This window comes from Dyella sp. EPa41 (assembly GCF_016586165.1).
Taxonomy (GTDB): domain Bacteria; phylum Pseudomonadota; class Gammaproteobacteria; order Xanthomonadales; family Rhodanobacteraceae; genus Dyella.
In genome coordinates this window covers 36,059-53,940 of sequence record NZ_BCPR01000030.1, presented here as the reverse complement: position 1 = coordinate 53,940, position 17,882 = coordinate 36,059, and the positions used below count along the sequence as shown (strand labels likewise).

The 17,882-nt window shown below is 62.8% G+C and carries 14 protein-coding genes and 1 tRNA gene; 9 read left to right on the top strand and 6 right to left on the bottom strand.

What is annotated here, in order from left to right:
* Window positions 1-513: 513 nt before the first annotated feature.
* Window positions 514-1,425 (top strand): LysR family transcriptional regulator, encoded by a 912-nt coding sequence (locus JMF82_RS11560; RefSeq protein WP_201314724.1) that lies wholly within the window; start codon window positions 514-516, stop codon window positions 1,423-1,425.
* Window positions 1,426-1,598: 173 nt separating this feature from the next.
* Here JMF82_RS11560 and JMF82_RS11555 read toward each other — a convergent pair whose 3' ends face one another.
* The gene (locus tag JMF82_RS11555; RefSeq protein ID WP_201314723.1) at window positions 1,599-2,285 is read right to left on the bottom strand and encodes a DUF2461 domain-containing protein; all 687 of its coding nucleotides are present in this window, start codon (window positions 2,283-2,285) and stop codon (window positions 1,599-1,601) included.
* A gap of 8 nt (window positions 2,286-2,293) precedes the next feature.
* Window positions 2,294-3,742, bottom strand: coding sequence for an exodeoxyribonuclease I (sbcB, locus tag JMF82_RS11550; RefSeq protein WP_201314722.1), 1,449 nt, complete (start codon window positions 3,740-3,742; stop codon window positions 2,294-2,296).
* Between the two features lie 91 nt (window positions 3,743-3,833).
* Here sbcB and orn point away from each other — a divergent pair, with 91 nt between their 5' ends.
* The 5 genes from orn (at window position 3,834) to JMF82_RS11525 (ending at window position 9,519) form a co-directional block, all read left to right on the top strand.
* The gene (orn, locus tag JMF82_RS11545; protein WP_201314721.1) at window positions 3,834-4,394 is read left to right on the top strand and encodes an oligoribonuclease; all 561 of its coding nucleotides are present in this window, start codon (window positions 3,834-3,836) and stop codon (window positions 4,392-4,394) included.
* A gap of 24 nt (window positions 4,395-4,418) precedes the next feature.
* Window positions 4,419-5,327, top strand: a complete 909-nt coding sequence (folP, locus tag JMF82_RS11540) for a dihydropteroate synthase (RefSeq protein ID WP_201314720.1) — start codon at window positions 4,419-4,421, stop codon at window positions 5,325-5,327.
* A gap of 58 nt (window positions 5,328-5,385) precedes the next feature.
* The gene (gene glmM, locus JMF82_RS11535) at window positions 5,386-6,738 is read left to right on the top strand and encodes a phosphoglucosamine mutase (protein ID WP_201314719.1); all 1,353 of its coding nucleotides are present in this window, start codon (window positions 5,386-5,388) and stop codon (window positions 6,736-6,738) included.
* Window positions 6,739-6,928: 190 nt separating this feature from the next.
* Window positions 6,929-7,864, top strand: coding sequence for an isopenicillin N synthase family oxygenase (locus JMF82_RS11530; protein ID WP_201314718.1), 936 nt, complete (start codon window positions 6,929-6,931; stop codon window positions 7,862-7,864).
* 1,154 nt (window positions 7,865-9,018) lie between these two features.
* Window positions 9,019-9,519 (top strand): hypothetical protein, encoded by a 501-nt coding sequence (locus tag JMF82_RS11525; protein ID WP_201314717.1) that lies wholly within the window; start codon window positions 9,019-9,021, stop codon window positions 9,517-9,519.
* Here JMF82_RS11525 and JMF82_RS11520 read toward each other — a convergent pair.
* A complete protein-coding gene (locus JMF82_RS11520) occupies window positions 9,513-10,328 on the bottom strand; it encodes an SDR family oxidoreductase (RefSeq protein WP_201314731.1) in 816 nt (271 codons plus the stop codon). The two genes, JMF82_RS11525 and JMF82_RS11520, sit on opposite strands and share 7 nt — an antisense overlap.
* A 122-nt stretch (window positions 10,329-10,450) precedes the next feature.
* On the opposite strand from JMF82_RS11520, the gene tpiA reads away from it, so the two are divergent.
* The 3 genes from tpiA to JMF82_RS11505 all read left to right on the top strand — a co-directional run bounded on the left by tpiA (window position 10,451) and on the right by JMF82_RS11505 (window position 11,767).
* Window positions 10,451-11,200: a triose-phosphate isomerase gene (gene tpiA / locus JMF82_RS11515; protein ID WP_201314716.1), complete on the top strand. Its 750-nt coding sequence runs from the start codon at window positions 10,451-10,453 to the stop codon at window positions 11,198-11,200.
* Window positions 11,201-11,224: 24 nt separating this feature from the next.
* Complete coding sequence (gene secG / locus JMF82_RS11510) at window positions 11,225-11,671, top strand: preprotein translocase subunit SecG (RefSeq protein ID WP_201314715.1); 447 nt, start codon at window positions 11,225-11,227, stop codon at window positions 11,669-11,671.
* An 11-nt stretch (window positions 11,672-11,682) separates the two neighbouring features.
* Window positions 11,683-11,767: transfer RNA gene (locus tag JMF82_RS11505), tRNA-Leu, on the top strand.
* A gap of 85 nt (window positions 11,768-11,852) precedes the next feature.
* Here JMF82_RS11505 and JMF82_RS11500 read toward each other — a convergent pair.
* From JMF82_RS11500 to JMF82_RS11490, 3 genes are all read right to left on the bottom strand, one after another.
* A complete protein-coding gene (locus tag JMF82_RS11500) occupies window positions 11,853-15,995 on the bottom strand; it encodes a DUF6531 domain-containing protein (protein WP_201314714.1) in 4,143 nt (1,380 codons plus the stop codon).
* A gap of 512 nt (window positions 15,996-16,507) precedes the next feature.
* The gene (locus tag JMF82_RS11495; RefSeq protein ID WP_201314713.1) at window positions 16,508-16,741 is read right to left on the bottom strand and encodes a hypothetical protein; all 234 of its coding nucleotides are present in this window, start codon (window positions 16,739-16,741) and stop codon (window positions 16,508-16,510) included.
* 115 nt (window positions 16,742-16,856) lie between these two features.
* The gene (locus JMF82_RS11490) at window positions 16,857-17,693 is read right to left on the bottom strand and encodes an SAM-dependent methyltransferase (protein WP_201314712.1); all 837 of its coding nucleotides are present in this window, start codon (window positions 17,691-17,693) and stop codon (window positions 16,857-16,859) included.
* Window positions 17,694-17,882 lie beyond the last annotated feature (189 nt).

The following is a 17,882-nucleotide window of genomic DNA, read 5'->3' as shown; positions in this document are numbered from 1 at the left end:
CGCGCACAGGGTGCGCTCCTACAGAGGGCATCGCGCAATTGGGGTGTTGCCTGCATTTGTAGGCGCCCACCCAGTGGGCGACCGCGGTGCATCGGTGTCGCCGCTTCGTTGGCTTGTCGCGCACTGGGTGCGCTCCTACAGACGACATCGCGCAATTGGGGCGCTGCCTGCATTTGTAGGCGCCCACCCAGTGGGCGACCGCGGCGCATCAGCGTCACCGCTTCGTTGGCTTGTCGCGCACTGGGTGCGCTCCTACAGAGGGATATCGCCTAGATGGGGCGATGCCTGCATTTGTAGGAGCCCACCCAGTGGGCGACCGCGGCGCATCGGCGTCACCGCTTCGTTGGCTTGTCGCGCACTGGGTGCGCTCCTACAAAGAGACATCGCGCCAATGGGGCGTTGCGTGTATTTGTGCGCCCGGGGCCTCGGGGCCATGAGGCGAGGCGAGGGTGAACAACCCACGCATCCTTCCGTCGTTTATGCTTTCGCCGTCCCATCGCCTGCAGGCCGTGCATGATCTCCAGCCATCTCTCGGTAGTCTCGTTGCGCGACCTGATGCTGGTTCAGGCCGTGCATCGGCACGGCAGTTTCAACAGCGCGGCGCGGGCGATGCACATCAGTCCGTCGGGACTCTCGCATCAGGTGCAGAAGGTGGAGCAGGCGCTGGGAGCGCCGCTGTTCGAGCGCGGTGGCCGTCGCGTGGTGCCGACGGCGGGCGGCCAGCGATTGCTGGAGCAGATCGACGCCGTGCTCGCCGCCGCTGAACACCTGCAGCAGGTAGCGCGTGCCGGCGAAGTCGCCTTCGGCGGCGAACTGCGCCTCGGCGTGCCCGCATCGCTGGGTCCCTATCTGCTGCCGCACCTGATTGGTCCGTTTCCCCAGCATTTTCCGGGTACGCGCCTGAGCCTCTCCGAAGGCAAGCCGCGCGGCCTGCTGCGTCGCCTCAACGAGGGCGAACTCGACGCCGTGCTTGCACCTCGCGTGACGCCGGTGAGCGGCGTGGCGACGCGGCCGCTGTTCTTCGAGCCGTGGGAAGTGATGTTCCGCGCCGACCATGCGCTCGCGGGCAAGCGCAGCGTGTCGCTGGACCAGTTGGAAGCAGGCGACGCCACCTTGATGACCGAAAGCCACTGCGAGGACATCCTCGGCGGCGGCCACGTGCAGGACGTCAGCCTGGAAAGCCTCGCTGCACTGGTGGAACTGCGTGGCGGCTATGCACTGGTCCCCGCGCTCGCACACGACCGTTTGGCGTCGATGCCCAATGTGGTGCTGGCCAAGCTCAAGGGCGAGCAGCCGGGGCGCGAGATCGCCTTGTACTGGCGCGAAGCTTCACCCTGGCATGCGGACCTGCAGAACTTCGCCTTGCTGCTGCGGAAGCTCGCCAGGCAGCGTCCCGGACTCAAGCTGGCTGACGAGGCCGCCTAGCCCGGCTCTTCAGCCCCTCTCGCGCCGGGAGAGGGGTTGGGGAGAGGGTGCGGGGCTCGCGCAAGCTTTCATCATCCGCTCCACCCGAACCCTCACCCCCCGAGGTGCCTGGTCCGATTGCCGCCATCTTCTCCCAAGAGAGATGGGCGCACGATGATGCTTGCGATGGCCTCTTAAAAATCCAGCTCCTGCGACGCACACAGGTAATCGATCATCGGCGCCACCCGCTTGTATGTCTCCACGAGCCACGGCAGCAGTTCCGACGAACACGCCAGCTTCTCGTCGAAGCCTTCGCCGCAGGCGAAATCCTTGCGCTTGATATCGTCGATCAGCTCATGGTTCGCATCGAAGCCGCGCGGCGGCCGGCTCAGCGACTCGCCCCAGAACTCGAAGTGATCCCGGAACGCCTTGCTTCGCGTCGCGCGCTTCCAGGCTTCCGGATTGTCGGCAAGGAAGTCGCGGATGCGCTTGAGCGCATCGGACTGCGGATGCCACATGCCACCGCCGGCGAAGCTGTCGCCCGGTTGCAGGTGCATGTAGAACGACGGCGCGTGCACTTCGTTGCGCCGCTCGTGGAAAAAGCGCGCGCCCTGCCATGGCTTGTAGGGCTGCTTGTCGTTGGAGAAACGCGTATCGCGATAGATGCGGAACAACGAGCCGCCGTTCTTGCGCGGATCGGCGCGGTAATGCGGGCTGATCTTCTTCAGTGGCGCCTGCAGGTCGGTGATGAGCGCAAGGAACGGCTCGCGCACATCGCGCTCGTAGTTGTCCTTGTGGGCCTGGAACCATTCGCGGTTGTTGTTGCGATCGAGCGAGCGCAGGAAGCGGAACGTGGCGGGCGTGAAATAGGCAGTCGGCATGGTGGTGGTCAGGCGGGAAGGATGGCAATGTCGCCGGCGAGCTGCTCTCCCCAAAGCTGCAACTGGTCGAGCAAGGGGAGCTTGGCTTGGCGGGTCGGATCGGCTCGCAAGGCTTCGATGCGCGCGAAGTATTCGTCGAGGGTGAGGTTGGTCAACGGCGTGGGCTTGAGCAGGCGATCGCGACGGAACGCCAGCCAGCGTGCCTGCTCGTCGTCGCTCAGGGTGTCGGGCCAGTTGCGCGCACGGTAGCGGAACAGCAGCTCGGCGTAACGCGGGTCGCGGAAGGGAAACGCGCGCTGCCCCAGTTCCGCAGGCGGGGTGCCGCGCACCTCGGCCAGCAGGCGCTTGTCCGCATCGGGCAGGAAGCCGCCGTACAAGGCGAGCTCCGGATCGCCGGGCGGCGGCAGGTCGGCAGCCCGTTGGAACACGCGGCGCAATTTCGCCGCCAGTCCATCGGCGCTGGCCAGCCTGTCGCGATGGGCCTCAATCTGCGCCAGGTCGAGCTGCAGGCGATCCAGATCCACGCCCTGGAGCACGGATAGCGGCGCCAGCGCGGGTGCGCGATTGGCGCGCACGGTGCGCAGCGGAATGCGCGTGACGCCCTCGGGAAGGTCCGCACGCGCGGTGAACACGCGGTCGGCGATGTCCTCTTCATCCAGCGCAAGCCATTCGGACGGATCACAGGTCAGGTCGTACACGATGATCTCGGCCGGCCGGGTGGGATGCGCCGCCAGCGGCACGACCACCGTCAGGCAGTGCCTGCTCGATGGGTAACGCGAGGACACGTGCACCACGGGCGTCATCGTGGCGAAGTCCAGCAGCTCGAACACGCGCTGCTTGCGGCGCAGCCCGAAATACCAATCCCACAGGCGTGGCTGACGCACGCGGATCAGGCGGGCGAGGTCGATCAAGGCGTGCACGTCCGAGAGCGCGTCGTGGGCGCGCTCCTGCTGCAGATGGTTCGCCGCGGCGAGATGTTCCAGCTTGAAACTGGGCGTGCCGTCCTCGCGCGTCGGCCACACGATGCCTTCGGGGCGCAGCGCCTGGCACATGCGCACCAGGTCGATCAGGTCCCAGCGTGAGTTGCCGTTTTCCCACTCGCGGCCATAGGGCTCGTACATGTTGCGGTACAGCAGCTGGCGGGTGACTTCATCGTCGAAGCGCAGCGAGTTGTAGCCCACGCCGCAGGTGCCGGGCTGGGCCAGCTGCTCGTGCACGCGGGCGGCGAACTCCGCCTCGATCACACCTTCGCGCTCGGCCTGCTGGGGCGTGATGCCCGTGATCAGGCAGGCCTCCGGGTGCGGCGGCATTTCGCGGGGAGGCTTGCCGAAGAACATCACCGGCTCGTCGACGATCTCCAGGTCGAGGTTGGTGCGAATGCCAGCGAACTGCACCGGACGATCGCGCCAGGGATCGGCGCCGAAGGTCTCGTAGTCGTGCCAGAAGAAGGTCTGCATTTGCCGATCATCGCACAGGGCCTCGCGGCGGTTGCCCAAAAAAGGGGCCGGACCGCAGGCCTGCTGCTAGACTTCGCCGCCAGGAGGGCGCATGAGCCAAGCGAACGACGACAATCTGATCTGGATCGATCTGGAAATGACCGGGCTCGATACGGACAACGACTCCATCCTGGAGATCGCCACCATCGTCACCGACAAGGACCTTCGCATACTGGCCGAGGGGCCGGTGTTTGCGATCCATCATCCGCTGGACCGCCTCGAAGGCATGGATGCATGGAACCGCAACCAGCATCGCCGTTCCGGCCTGTGGGAACAGGTGGTCGCGTCCGCCGACGATCATGCCGCGGCCGAACAGGCCACGCTCCAGTTCCTGAAGGACTGGGTGCCGCCCGGCAAGTCACCGATGTGCGGCAACTCCATTTGCCAGGACCGCCGCTTCCTGCATCGCCAGATGCCGCGGCTGGAGCGCTACTTCCATTACCGCAACCTCGACGTGTCCACCCTCAAGGAACTGGCGCGCCGTTGGGCCCCGGCGATCGGCAAGGGCTTCTCCAAGGAATCCGCGCATACGGCGCTATCGGACATCCGCGATTCCATCGACGAATTGCGCTATTACCGCCAGTTCATGGGGCCGCTGGGCGGCGAATCCTGATCCGCTTCACCCACGGGAGTCATCATGTCCCTTGATCTGTTCGCTCCCGTGCTCGATTGCGCCGGTCGCCCGCTCAAGCTCGACCGGCCGCGCGTGGTCGGCATCCTCAACGTCACCCCCGATTCCTTCTCCGACGGCGGCAGCCACGGCAGCGTCGACGAGGCCGTCGCGCATGGCCTGCGCATGGTGGAAGAGGGCGCCGACATGCTGGATATCGGGGGCGAGTCCACCCGCCCCGGCGCTGGCGACGTGTCGGTGGAGGAAGAACTGTCCCGCGTGGTGCCGGTCCTGCAGCAGCTGGCGGCGAAGACCACCGTGCCGCTGGCCATCGATACCTCCAAGCCGGAGGTGATGCGTGCCGCCGTGGCAGCCGGCGCCGGCATGATCAACGACGTCTACGCGTTGCGGCGCGAAGGCGCCCTCGATGCCGTCGCCGAGCTGGGCGTGCCGGTGTGCCTGATGCACATGCTGGGCGAGCCGCGCGGCATGCAGGACGATCCCCAGTACGACGACGTGGTGGGAGACGTCCACCGTTTCTTGACGGATCGTCTGTTTGCCTGCGAGCTGGCGGGCATCGATCGCCGCAAGGTGATGGTCGATCCGGGCTTTGGCTTCGGCAAGACGCTGGAACACAACCTCGCGCTGCTGCGCGCGCTGGAGCGGTTCGCCAATCTCGGCAGCGGTGTGTACGTGGGTCTATCGCGCAAGTCGATGATCGGCGCGATCACCGGACGCCAAGTGCCCGCTGAACGGGCGGCCGGTTCGGTGGCCGCGGCGCTTGTCGCGGTTCAGCGTGGCGCGCGCATGGTTCGCGTTCATGACGTGGCGGCCACCGTCGACGCGCTGGCCGTGTGGCATGCAGTACAGGCTGGGGATACCCCGGCACGCCGGGATACCAAGCCGTCCGCGCCGCGTTGGCCGGACGACGAATGATTCGACTGGATAAAGGCAAGGAACGCGCGGCGACTGCGCGAGCCTTTGGAGTGCAGCCATGACGCAACGCAAGTATTTTGGAACCGACGGTATTCGCGGCCTGGTCGGCGAATGGCCGATCAGCGCGGACTTCATGCTGAAGCTGGGACGTGCCGTCGGCGTGGTGCTTTCACGCCAGGGCCATCCGCGGCCAAAGGTGCTGATCGGCAAGGACACCCGGGTGTCGGGCTACATGTTCGAAGCCGCGTTGGAAGCCGGCCTGGTTGCCGCGGGAACCGACGTGGGCCTGCTCGGCCCGATGCCGACGCCGGCCGTGGCCTTCCTGACGCGTTCGCTGCGCGCGGATGCGGGCATCGTCATCAGCGCCTCGCACAATCCGCACCACGACAACGGCATCAAGTTCTTTTCCGCCGACGGCGAGAAGCTCTCCGACGAGATCGAGCTCGCCATCGAGGCGGAGTTGGAGCTGGAGTTCACCACCGTAGCCTCCGAGCGACTGGGCAAGGCCATCCGCGTGGCCGACGCGGTGACGCGCTATGCCGAGTTCTGCAAGTCCACCGTCGCCGAGGACTTCAGCCTGCGCGGCATGAAGATCGCGCTCGATTGCGCCAACGGAGCGACCTACCAGGTTGCGCCCAAGGTGTTCACCGAACTGGGCGCGCAGGTGGCCACGATCGGCGACAAGCCGGACGGCTTCAACATCAACCGCGACGTTGGCTCCACCCATCCGCAGGCGCTGCAGCTCGCGGTGCTGGAGCAGGGCGCGGATATCGGCATCGCCTTCGATGGCGACGGCGATCGCGTGCAACTGGTGGATCGCAACGGCGAGCTGGCGGACGGCGACGACATCCTCTACGTGCTGGCCAACGCCTGGCATGCCAGCGGCCAGCTCGAAGGCCCGGTGGTCGGCACCCTGATGAGCAACTACGGCCTGCAACTGGCGCTGAGCAAGCTGGACGTACCGCTGATCCGCGCGAACGTGGGCGACCGCTACGTGCTGCAACAGCTCAAGCAGAACAATGGCAACCTCGGCGGCGAGACCTCCGGCCACATCCTGTGCCTGGACCGCGCCACCACGGGCGACGGCATCGTGGCCGCACTGGCCGTGCTGGAAGCGCTGAAGCAGACCGGCCAGAGCCTCACCGAGGCCCGCCAGGGCATGCAGAAGATGCCCCAGACCATGATCAACGTGCGCGCCGACGGCGCCCGCGAAGCACTGGACGGCAACGCCGTGCGCGAGGCGCTGGCCGAGATCGAGCTGGCCCTGGCCGGGCGTGGCCGCGTGGTGCTGCGTGCCTCCGGCACCGAACCGGTGGTGCGCGTTACCGTGGAGGCCGCCGACGAGGGCGAGGTTCGACAGTTGGCCGAAAGGCTGGCCGATGTCGTAAAATCCGCCGCTGAACGCTCGTGAGCCTGTAAGAGCCTGAGCTCTACACCCAGGTCGCCAGGGATTGGCCCGACGTGCCCCGCCCCTGCGGTGGCGGATTAGCGAGTCTGTCGACATCTCCATGCAGCCCGCGCCGGGAAGGTTGGCCCCGGGGGCTACATGGAGATGTCGAGCAGCCTCCAAGTGGACCGCACGCACTCCCTGTGGACAAGCCATGAAGAAAGTTCCAACCCTCGACATCCGTCGATATGACACCGACCGCGCTGCTTTCGTCGCCGAGCTGGGCCATGCCTATCGCGAATTCGGCTTCTGCTGCATCAGTGGCCACGGCATCCCGCGCGAACTGATCGACGGTGCCTACGACGCGTTCCAGCGCTTCTTCGCGCTGCCTACCGAAACCAAGATGAAGTACCACGTGGCCGGCTCCGGCGGCGCGCGCGGCTACACGCCTTACAAGGTGGAGACGGCGAAGGACAGCAAGCACGCCGACCTCAAGGAGTTCTGGCACATCGGTCGCGAGATCCCGCGTGATTCGAAGTTCGCGGAGGTCATGCCGCCCAACATCTGGCCGGAAGAAATCTCCAACTTCAAGCAGAACGGCTACGGCCTGTTCGAGGCGCTGGACCAGCTCGGCTCGCGCGTGCTGCGCGCGCTCGCGCTGCACATCGAGCTGCCCGAGCATTTCTTCGACGACAAGATCGACCAGGGCAACTCCATCCTGCGCCCGATCCATTATCCGCCGATCACCGAGGACAACATTCCCAACGTCCGCGCCGGCGCGCATGAAGACATCAACTTCATCACGCTGCTGGTCGGCGCCAGCGCCGAAGGCCTGGAAGTGCTGACGCGTGAAGGCAAGTGGCTGCCCATCACCACCGAAGGCGACGCCATCGTGGTGAACATCGGCGACATGCTGCAGCGCTTGACCAACCACGTGTATCCCTCCACCTCGCATCGCGTGGTGAACCCGCAGAACGAGAACGCCCGCAAGCCGCGCTACTCGGTACCGTACTTCCTGCATCCGAACCCGGACGTGGTGCTAGACCCGCTGCCGCAGACCGTCACGGCCGACAACCCGAGCCGCTACGACACCAGCATCACCTCGCACGAGTACCTGCTACAGCGCCTGCGCGAGATCAAGCTGATCTGATAGCCGCTTCATTCCTCTCCCCGACCGGGGAGAGGAATGGCGTGCCGTACACTTTTTCTGCTGGCGGATACCGCAGTTTTGGTTGCCGGTAGAAGCGCCGATGCTCCCCTCCTGTAGGAGCGCACCCTGTGCGCGACAGCCTTTCGCCCGAGCCTCCAATTCCCGTCATCCCGGCGCAGGCCGGACAAGCACGCAGCGCGCAGAACGCCCGTAGGGCGGCCCCGAAGGGCGAGCGTAGCGAGTCATCCAGCAGCGTCAGCCTTCACTCGTCGCCATGCCGGCAGCTCGTTTATTCCTCCCGCCATAGAGGAATGGTCTGTTAGGGTCGAATCGCCTCTTGTTCGGCGTCACCGCAGTTTTCGGTTGTTGCAAAAAGCACCGATGCTCTCCCTGTAGGAGCGCACCCTGTGCGCGACAGCCTTTCGCGGTGGGCTACATAGTTCTCTTTCTTGAGAGCGGCTATTGCCTTCGGTTGCCATGTTGCCGTCAGGTTGCCGCTTACGCAGCGGGCGTTTCGACGTCCTGCCGGCGACGCGAAGCTAGTCCCGTGGGACCGCCGAGTCACTTTTCTTTTGCTGGCCCACGCACGCGCAGGAGCGCGTGCGAACGGCGAAGCCGGCCCGTAGGGCGGAGGGCAGGATGCCCGGAGTCAAAGAAAAGTAACCCAAAGAAAATGGCCTTCAAAGCCAAGGCTCTTAGCGATATGCGGGATAGAAGCGTCGGACGAGCGAGGCCAGCCGTGATGCGCTCGTTACTACCTCGAACGGAGCCGCCACACCGCAACGCGCCGATGCGAAGAGGACTTAAAGCCACTTCGCTAAGCCGTGATGAAGCCCATGGGGCGCGGCACCCTTTCTCCCTCTCCCCTCCGGGGCACGCGGGGAGCGGCCATGGATGGCCGCGGCTTTGAGGAGCGAGGAGAGGGCTGGGGTGAGGGGACAATCTAGCGAAAAGCGCACACCAGCTGGATCGGCCGCTTGCTACGTCAAACGTGGCGGCTAGCCCGCAATGCGCGGATGCCAAGAGGATTAAAGCAGTTCCATCAGGCGATGGTTGAGGCTTCCCTCCGTTCCCGCCAGCTCCCCATGACTTGTGGTCGATCCGCCGGGTGGCGAGCGGCACTACGCTCCGCTTTCCGCCAAGGAGAGCCCGCCATGCGCCTCAAGCCTTTCCTGTATGCCCTGGTCGTTCTGTCCAGCAGCGCCTACGCGTCGACCACCGACTCGCTGCGCGACTTCACCGACCTGCAAGGCGAGTGGACGTGCCATGGCGTGTTTCCCGCGAGCGGCAAGACGATCGATTCCACCGTGCGCTTCGCGTTCGACCTCGACGGCAAGGCGCTCGTCAAACATCACGACGACACGTCGTCACCGGCGCTCTATCACGCACTCGAGGCCTGGGGCTTCGACGCCAGAAACCAGCGCTACAACGCGACCATCCTCGACAGTTTCGGCGGCGCGCGCCTGTTTTCGTCCGCGGGCTGGAAGGATGATCGACTGGTCTGGGCCTCGGCACCGGATGTAAAGCCAGCCCAGCGCTTCACCTATGTGCGCGAAGGCCACGAGGGCCTTCGCATCGACTGGGAAGTGGCACGCGACGGAGCCTTCGCGATCGGCGATACGCTGCACTGCTCCCGCCGCGGCACGGCTCAGTGAGTGGCCTCCAGCGCGCGATATCGCTTTGATTCGCGCGCCGACAGCCAAAGCGCCAATCGGTCGGGCAGCAGCTTGGTCAGCGCCTTGATGAAGCGATTGACGCCGCCGGTCACGTGCACAATATCGCCGTGTTCAACCGCGTCGTAACCTTCGCGCACCACATCCTCAGCGGTCTGCCACATGAACTTCGGCAGCTTGTTCATCAGCTCGCGCGTGCCGGTCACGTCATGGAACTCCGACCAGGTGAAACCGGGGCACAGCGCGCAGACGTGCACGCCCAGGTGTCGGTTCTCCAGCGCAAGCGACTGCGAGAACTTGATCAGGTAGGCCTTGCTCGCCGCGTATAGCGTGTGCCCGGCAGACCCGGGCACGTGGCCGGCGAGTGAAGCCACGTTGATGATGCGACCGTAGCCGCGCTGGCGCATGCCGGGCAGCAGGCGCCACGCCAGTTCGGCCGGCGCAGTCATCAGTACGCGGATAAAGGCCTCGTGCGTGGCCCATTCGTTCGCCTCAAACGTCCCCGGCACGCCGTAGCCGGCATTGTTGACCAGCCAGTCCACCGCCAGACCACGTTGCGCGATCGCGTCGCATAGCGCGTGCACGGCCTGCGGGTCGGCCAGGTCGGCCGGGAGCACCGTCACCGTGCAGCCGTGCCGTGCCCGCAGTTCCCCGGCCAGTGATTCCAGGCGTTCGGCGCGCCGGGCTGTCAGTATGAGATCGTGCCCGCGCGCCGCGAGATCGCGGGCGAAGGCGGCGCCGATACCGGCGGATGCGCCCGTGACGAGGGTGAGTGGGCGGGCTGGCGGCATCAACTGGTCTCCTTGTGGTTTGGTGGATTTTTGCCCGTCAGGCAATGGGTTGTCGATGCTGGCATTGCCGGCGGCAGGGCCGCTCGCTATGCTTTCGGGTTTACACGCAACGGAATAGCGATATGCGCAAGAAGCTCGTCGCGGGCAACTGGAAGATGCATGGTAGCCGCAGCATGGCCATGGCCCTGGTCGGCGACATCGTTGCCGCGCTGCCTTCCGCCATCGACGTGGCCGTGTTCCCGCCATTCCCCTACCTGGGCGAACTGGCGGTCCAGCACGCGGGTTCCGGCCTGGGCTTTGGCGCGCAGGACGTGAGCGAGCATGACGGGCAGGGCGCTTATACCGGTGACGTCTCGGCCGCGATGCTGGCCGATGTGGGCGCGCAGTGGGTGATCGTCGGCCATTCCGAGCGCCGCCAGTACCACCATGAGACCGACCGGATCGTCGCGCACAAGTTCGCCGCGGCCCGTGCTGGCGGGCTCACGCCCATCCTGTGCGTGGGCGAGACGCTGGCCGAGCGCGAGGCGAATCTCACCGAAGCGGTCGTGGCCCGCCAGCTCAAGGCCGTGATCGAGCACAACGGCATCGGCAGTTTCGACACCGCCGTGATCGCCTACGAGCCGATCTGGGCCATTGGCACCGGCCTCACGGCCACGCCGGAGCAGGCACAGCACGTGCATGCATTCATCCGTAGCCAACTCGAAAAAGAAGATGCTATGATTGCCCGTCTGACCCGGCTGCTTTACGGTGGCAGCGTCAAAGCGGCGAATGCTGCGGACTTGTTCGCGCAGTCGGACGTGGATGGAGGATTGATCGGGGGCGCCTCATTGGCATCGGCCGATTTCCTGGGAATCTGCGCTGCGGCGCACTAAGCGCTACGGACTCTTTAGAGAACCATGTTCGTCATCTTCAGCGTCTTCTACATCTTGATCGCCGCGGCGATGATCGTGCTGATCCTCATGCAGCGCGGTGCCGGCGCGGACGCGGGCTCCGGTTTCGGCGGCGGTGCTTCCGCCACCGTGTTCGGTGCGCGCGGCTCGTCCAGCTTCCTCACCCGCACCACGGGTGTGCTCGCCGCGCTGTTCTTTGCGCTCAGCCTTGGCATGGGTATCTACCTGGGCCATCACGGTGCACCGCAGGGCTCCAACGGCAGCGATCTCGGCGTAATGTCCGGTCTTGCCAACAAGCCGGCCGCAACGCAGAATGCGCAGCCCGCCGCTCCGGCCAACGCGGAAATCCCGCAGGCCACGAAGCCGGCAAGCCAGGGTGACGTCCCGGCAGCCACCGCTCCGGCCAAGGCCACCAGCGATGTGCCGCCCGCGACGGAACCGAAGAAAAATTAAGTAAGACACCTGCCCAGGTGGCGGAATTGGTAGACGCACTACCTTGAGGTGGTAGCGCCGAGAGGCGTGGGGGTTCGAGTCCCCCCTTGGGCACCATTAACATAAATTTAACGTTCAATCCTGCATAGGGTGGAATGTTGAGTTTGAAGAAACAACGACTTAGGCCATCCGAAAGGGTGGCCTAAGTCGTTTCTGGCGCCGCAAAATTGCGCATGTGCACCAAGCTGCACCCCTCGACACCAGAATGACACCGGACTGTGCCTAGGTGGTCGGCATGCAGGTAGCTCACGATAGGGGCGGCGAGACCGGCATCAGTGGCCGATGCGACAGGGATGCCGTTGAGGTACACGTATTCGCGATAGTCCGCCGCGAAGTATTCCCCATAAAGGTTGCCCGTTCCGGCGGGGTCATAGACCGCCGCCATCTGCCCGCCGCTAGGGTAGGTGATAGTTCGCCAGACCCGGTTACCCAGCCCGTCATACTGATAACTGGCAATGGTCGAACTGCCGTTGGTGACGGCGGTCAACAAGTTGCGGTCGTCATAGCCGAGTCCGACCAGTAGGCCATTGGGTGCGGTTAATGCCGTCGTGTTGCCATTGGCATCCAGCGGTCGCGAGAGGCCGCCGACCGCGCTGAGTCGATGCGAGTTCGTTTGATACGTGTAGCCGATAGCAGGCGATGTGCCGATGGTTGCACTGAGTCGGTCGCCTGTACGGTTATACGTAAAGGACTGCTCGGCGGCGCCACTGCCATCGTCCAGTTCTTTGAGGCGACTGAGCGGATCGTATTGATAACTTTCGGTCGCTGGATTGGCTCCGGGTAAAACACCAGCCGCAGCAATGTTGCCCGCATTGTCGCGACGAAAGTGCAGGTTTAACGCCCCGCTGGTGACGTCAGTGACTTGGCCATTGGCGTCCATCGCGCGGGCGACCGACTGGCCGCCCGACGCCCAGGTATAGCCCGATACTTGCCCAAACGGGAAGTACGACACACCGGTGATCAGTGGCGTGATGGTGTTGTTCGTGTAGCTGCCATATGGTCCGGGTTGCTGCAGATAGCCGATGGAGTTGACGCGGCCGGCGGCATCAAAGCCATAGAGGAGTTCAAACCCAGACGGGTATTGCAGGTACTTGAGGCGACGACCGGCCGTGTAGGCGTAACCGTGCAAGTAAGTGACACCGTTGATGGTCTGTTTGACCTCGCGGATATCGCCCTGATTGGTGTAGCACCACGAGGTCGTGCCCGAGGCATCGGTCATCGTCGTGAGGTGACCCACGTTGAAGTTGCCAGGGCATCCGGCGATGGGGGCCGATTGGTCGTACGTGTACGTAACGTTGAGATTCGGGTGCGCGGGATAAATGATCTGCTTCCGACGATTGAGCGCGTCGTAGGTGTATTGAGTCACCACGCTGCGCGCATCCGTATGCTGCGTAAGATTGCCTGCCGAGTCGTATTGGTTGGTCACACTGCCCGTATCCGGACTTTGCACCGATGTGGCATTGCCCAGGCCGTCGTAGCCATACGCCGTGCTTAGACTGTCCGGATCGCTGAACCCTTGAAGTCGATCCAGCGCATCATAGGCGAAGGTGCTCTGCGTGTTCTGGGTTGCCTGGTCTGTGCCGTTGTAGTTATCGATAGTGGTCTGCAGTCGGTTGAGGCCGTCATAACTTTGCTTGCGCTGAATGCCCAACGCATCAACGCTATGCACCAGGTTGCCGTTCCCATCGTAGCTATCGGTGTAGGCAGCGGTGAACACCGCGTTGGTCAGGCCATCGGTAACCTGCGTGAGCTGGCCAAGTGTGTTGTACGTGCGCGACAAGGTTCGACGCACCGTGCCGCTGGGGTCGAAGGTCTCTTCCTTAGTCTTATTGCCCGCGGCATCGAGCGTGTAATGGATTCGATCACCTAAAGCGTCGGTGATATCCGTTAGGCGATGGGCGGCGTCGTATGTGTAAGTCACCTTGACACCGTCGGGATCGGTAATCGACTCGACCGATCCGTAGGCTTTGTAGGTGATGGTGGCCACCGCATCGCTAGCCGAAGACGAACCATCGGCATTGGCACGCACAGTGCGGATCAGCAGCCAACCACGCGGGTGATAGGTGAAGTCGGTGATGACACCATTGGAATTGGACTGCCGTGCGATCTGACCATTCTTGGTGTAAGCCATGATCGTGACGACCTGACCCATGGCGTTCGTCGCTTGGTAAAGGTCGCCAGCTCTATGGCAAGCCCCACCCAAGGTGCCGCACCCTGATTCGTCGGTAGACATGTAATAGCTGTAGTGGGTGACGTCCGCTACGTCTGTACGCGGGCCGTCCACTGTCAGCAAGATACCCGCCAATGGGCACTGGATGCCGTCCACAGCATTGCAGTAAGTGTAGGTCCATTGGCGTACGCCCGCGGGTGCATTTGTACCGGACCCGCAGGAATAACTGGTGGCGCCAGCAACATTCGGGTTGGCGTCGCATCGACCAATGGTTTGGCCCGTGCCGTTATAGGCCCATGATGTCTTCGCGACCACAGTGTTCGTACCGCCGGACACAGTGCGCGTCAGGGGTACGCGAAGCGTGGCATTCCAAGTGAAGTTCGTGGTTCGCTGGCTGCTTTGGCCGAAGGCTTCAATCTGCTGATTAAGCAACCCGCTGGCATCGTAGGTTGTCTTGGTAGTGTTACCGTTAAAGTCGCTGGCCGACGAAAGATAACCGTTGATGTCGTAGCTGTACTGTTTGGACACCGTATTGCAGCCTGCACAAGTTTGGCTGACATTTAGTGGGTGCACGGTACCCAAGAGATATTCCGTGCTGGTTGTTTGTGCCTTGCCAAGTGGGTCAGTAACCGTATACGTAGGTGTTGCAGTGCTGCTGTTATAGGCATAACCAAAGCTAGTCTTCCCAATCCCATTGGGACCGGACGTGGATGTCGCCCGATCCGATGAGTCGTATTGCGTGGTATCGATACGATTGCTGCTTTCGTCGATCACTCCCGTCAGGTCATTGGCGCCAGCTCCATTCTCTCCATACACGAGAGTGAGAACGCTTGAATCGGAGTATGTGATGGTTTTGAGGTTGTTGTTCGAATCGTACGAAAAGCCATAGGCCAGCCCGCCTGGGTCTTGCATGGCGCTGATACGACCGTTGGCATCGTACGAAAAGGCAAGTATGCGCCCCTCCGGGTCGGTGACCGATGCTAACGTGCCGGTAGCGTTATACAATAGCGTCTGAGTGAGGTCGCCCTTGGCTGTTAGGGCGATCAGCTGCCCGGTGCTGTTGTACAGCTCCTGATCACCATTTCCAGTTGTGTACATCCATCCGCTAATGGATCCATCAGTGGCGTAGATGGCAGTCAGCGTGTCACCGACATCGGCATCGGCGATCCAACTCGTGCCACTCTGATTAAATCCAAGGACTTTGCCGTCGGGGCGTAGCGCATAAGCTGTGGCGCTGACAGTATTGCTATACAGTCGAATTATTCGAAGATAGTTGTGCACACGGCGTGCGCCCACGACAAGGTCGTTTGGCGCCTGAATGCTGCTGTTGCCGTGTTGACTGTTATATGAAATAGAGAACGACAGCGGAAAAGCACCGGAGCCGCGATAGATCTCCACAGACTCAAACTTGTTGCCCGTGGAAGGGTTGACCGGGTCACCCTCCACTTTACATGGGCATGTGGGCACGCCACGACTTTTATCGGGATCGACGGCAGGCTTTGGACACATGCTGTTCGGAAATTGGTCCGCCGAATACCCGTACTGATCTGCCGAGTTTCCCCACACATCGGTACCAGCACAGTAGGCGTACCTTCGGGCCGTGGCGCCATCTGGATACGGCCCGCTGTCTATGATGCAAGTAAATTCGTTCTTGTGATAGTAATACGCATTGTAAAAGGTGCCGTCTTCGTATCCTGATACATGCTCTGCATACATTCCGGCAAAGGCCCAACCAGGCTCGCCGTCAAGGCATTTCCATTGGTTTGCGTCCCATGGCACCACAATGGCTTCGAGCGGTGTCGCATACCTGACGTGCAGATAATCGGACGTCCAATTAGGCACGTTGTAGAAAATGACCGGCGCGTGCTGCGCTTGCGCGATACCCGTTGCGAGGCCGATAGCCACAAATAGGGGAAGTAATAGTCGTAGCCGAGAAAGAGGAGAAGTTGCCAGCCGTGCGCCGGAGGAAGAGGTTGAGTCATCAAGGGGCGATTGACACGCGAGGCACTCTCTCGACTTTACCCTCAACTTCAAGCTCAGACGTTTAAGCGTTCCGTGCACAAAGCTTATGACGGTACGAAAGGGAAGCATCCCTGCGATACCCATGGTGCTCATTATTTGTCCCCGGTTTTATGCGATTACGCAACTAAGGAGTCGCCGCTTTTGGGTGGTGCTTATCGTTGATTGGTACCAACGTGCATGACCTATCACGGACGGACAATCCCGAAAAACGTCATAGCTCGCACGGCTAGGTACGAGTCATCGAAAGCGCGACATGGGTCACGGCGGCGATGCTGCCGTCTGTACTCGTTACAACCTTTCGCGAAACGCCCGACTCAGGCCAATCGCTAGTCGGTGGTTCTCCCCGGGCCAGGTCTGATGGCCTGTGCGTCCGCGTGGATCTTCGACGCCCCAATCGGGAATGGCCCGCTTCAGGTGGCTCCTGAAAAAGAATGGGTTGAGTCCGGCGGCTATGAGGAGGGTGGTTACTTGTACGGAAATATGCGTTGAGTCTGTGCGCGGATGAAGCCATGCCCCATGCACGGGGGCAGGGGTGGTGGCGTGCGTTGTCCAAAAAAAGCCCGGATAGCTCCGGGCTTCTTTAGGCGGTGCATCGAATGATTGCTTTAAAGCTGTACCGCGAAAAGCTGCACTGCGATTCCCTGGGTGACCTGGGGCGGAAAGAGATCGATGTCACCGAATTCCTGGCTCAGGTGCGAGGCGTCGCCGCTTGCCGCTGCAGCCGTCAAGGCTTGGGACGCCTTGGCGCCTTCAAGAGCGGCAGCCAGCGCCTGCGGGGATGCACGTCGCAGGGAGGCGTTGCGGCCGATTGCTTCCAGCAGTTCTATGGTGTCAGCCATGTGACGTTCCTTTCGTTGGTTGTCGATGGATTTTGCGCGCCAAGCCATCTGTCAACAGCCGGCGCTTCGCTTACATATCACAGGCGGGGTTTGGCTTCCTGTGCCCCCGGCTTCGCTAGGCCGTGCCGCGTTTTGCTTGCAGTTCGTGCAGCGCCTCCATTCTGCGGATGAATTCTTCATCCCGCTGGAGTGCTTCTGCCGGAGGCACAACGACCGTTTCCTCCGCAGTCATCGGCATCGTGGCGAGATCGCTTAGCGGCACCCTGCGGATGCGTGGCCTTTCGATGGGCAAGGTGGCGGCGCGATAGACGATGACTTCGTGGTCGAGTGGATAGTCGCGGCTGAGGCGATCGACGAGCAGCTCCCTGTAGGCTGCCGAGGCATCTGTCTTGGAGATGGATTCGTTGGCGATCATGGCAACCTGCCAAAGCACCAGGTAGGCCGTCGGGTCCAGCCGTCGCTTGAAAAAAACCAGCTGGTTCACTTCGAAGTGTTGGCACCCGTGGCTTCCCGGGTCGACGCCGAGATCGGCATACAGGCAGTCTTCGGCGGAGATGCCGGGCTCCATATGCGCGTCATAGCCTTCCGCACGCGCCACTTCGATGACCTTGTGCGGCGACCAGGCGAAAATGCCCGGGTGTCCATAAAAGGCGCCGCAAACCTTCTTGCCTGCGCGTACCTCCGTCATCATGAGATCGACCCATTCGCGATAGGTCTCGGAGCGCGGCTTTCCCTCGCCGTAGTAGGGTTGCAGGCTGCGAACGTCCTTGTGCATGCGTTGCAGCCATTGCTCGACAATGCTGTTGGACACCCCCATGAATACGACGTCGGCCTGTTCGATATGGCTGCGCGCAAGCGGGGTGAGATGCGAACCCAGTGTCATGCCCAGGCCGATGCAAGTGATGCTGCCTCGCCCCTGGTCGTCTGTTGGAATCGTTAGGCTCGTGCTCATTGTCTTCCTTTGACCTGGCTGTCGGCAGAGGATGCCGGTTCAATCGCGGCCGTGACAAGTCATGCGCATTCCTGCCGTTGATGCGGTCGACCCTTCGGTATGACCGCCAAAACCCAGGCCAGACCGCACTTTCCTGAGTGATCATTCCGACGCCACTGGGATGACCTGAAAAAGTGAAATCTGACCCTG

What these genes read in the sequence shown, in the direction of transcription:
- glmM (WP_201314719.1), top strand. Translation starts at nt 5,386, where the DNA reads ATGACGCAACGCAAGTATTTTGGAACCGACGGTATTCGCGGCCTGGTC.
- JMF82_RS11495 (WP_201314713.1), bottom strand. Translation starts at nt 16,741, where the DNA reads ATGGCTGACACCATAGAACTGCTGGAAGCAATCGGCCGCAACGCCTCC.
- secG (WP_201314715.1), top strand. Translation starts at nt 11,225, where the DNA reads ATGTTCGTCATCTTCAGCGTCTTCTACATCTTGATCGCCGCGGCGATG.
- folP (WP_201314720.1), top strand. Translation starts at nt 4,419, where the DNA reads ATGTCCCTTGATCTGTTCGCTCCCGTGCTCGATTGCGCCGGTCGCCCG.
- JMF82_RS11525 (WP_201314717.1), top strand. Translation starts at nt 9,019, where the DNA reads ATGCGCCTCAAGCCTTTCCTGTATGCCCTGGTCGTTCTGTCCAGCAGC.
- JMF82_RS11555 (WP_201314723.1), bottom strand. Translation starts at nt 2,285, where the DNA reads ATGCCGACTGCCTATTTCACGCCCGCCACGTTCCGCTTCCTGCGCTCG.
- JMF82_RS11520 (WP_201314731.1), bottom strand. Translation starts at nt 10,328, where the DNA reads ATGCCGCCAGCCCGCCCACTCACCCTCGTCACGGGCGCATCCGCCGGT.
- orn (WP_201314721.1), top strand. Translation starts at nt 3,834, where the DNA reads ATGAGCCAAGCGAACGACGACAATCTGATCTGGATCGATCTGGAAATG.
- tpiA (WP_201314716.1), top strand. Translation starts at nt 10,451, where the DNA reads ATGCGCAAGAAGCTCGTCGCGGGCAACTGGAAGATGCATGGTAGCCGC.
- JMF82_RS11500 (WP_201314714.1), bottom strand. Translation starts at nt 15,995, where the DNA reads ATGAGCACCATGGGTATCGCAGGGATGCTTCCCTTTCGTACCGTCATA.
- JMF82_RS11530 (WP_201314718.1), top strand. Translation starts at nt 6,929, where the DNA reads ATGAAGAAAGTTCCAACCCTCGACATCCGTCGATATGACACCGACCGC.
- JMF82_RS11490 (WP_201314712.1), bottom strand. Translation starts at nt 17,693, where the DNA reads ATGAGCACGAGCCTAACGATTCCAACAGACGACCAGGGGCGAGGCAGC.
- sbcB (WP_201314722.1), bottom strand. Translation starts at nt 3,742, where the DNA reads ATGCAGACCTTCTTCTGGCACGACTACGAGACCTTCGGCGCCGATCCC.
- JMF82_RS11560 (WP_201314724.1), top strand. Translation starts at nt 514, where the DNA reads ATGATCTCCAGCCATCTCTCGGTAGTCTCGTTGCGCGACCTGATGCTG.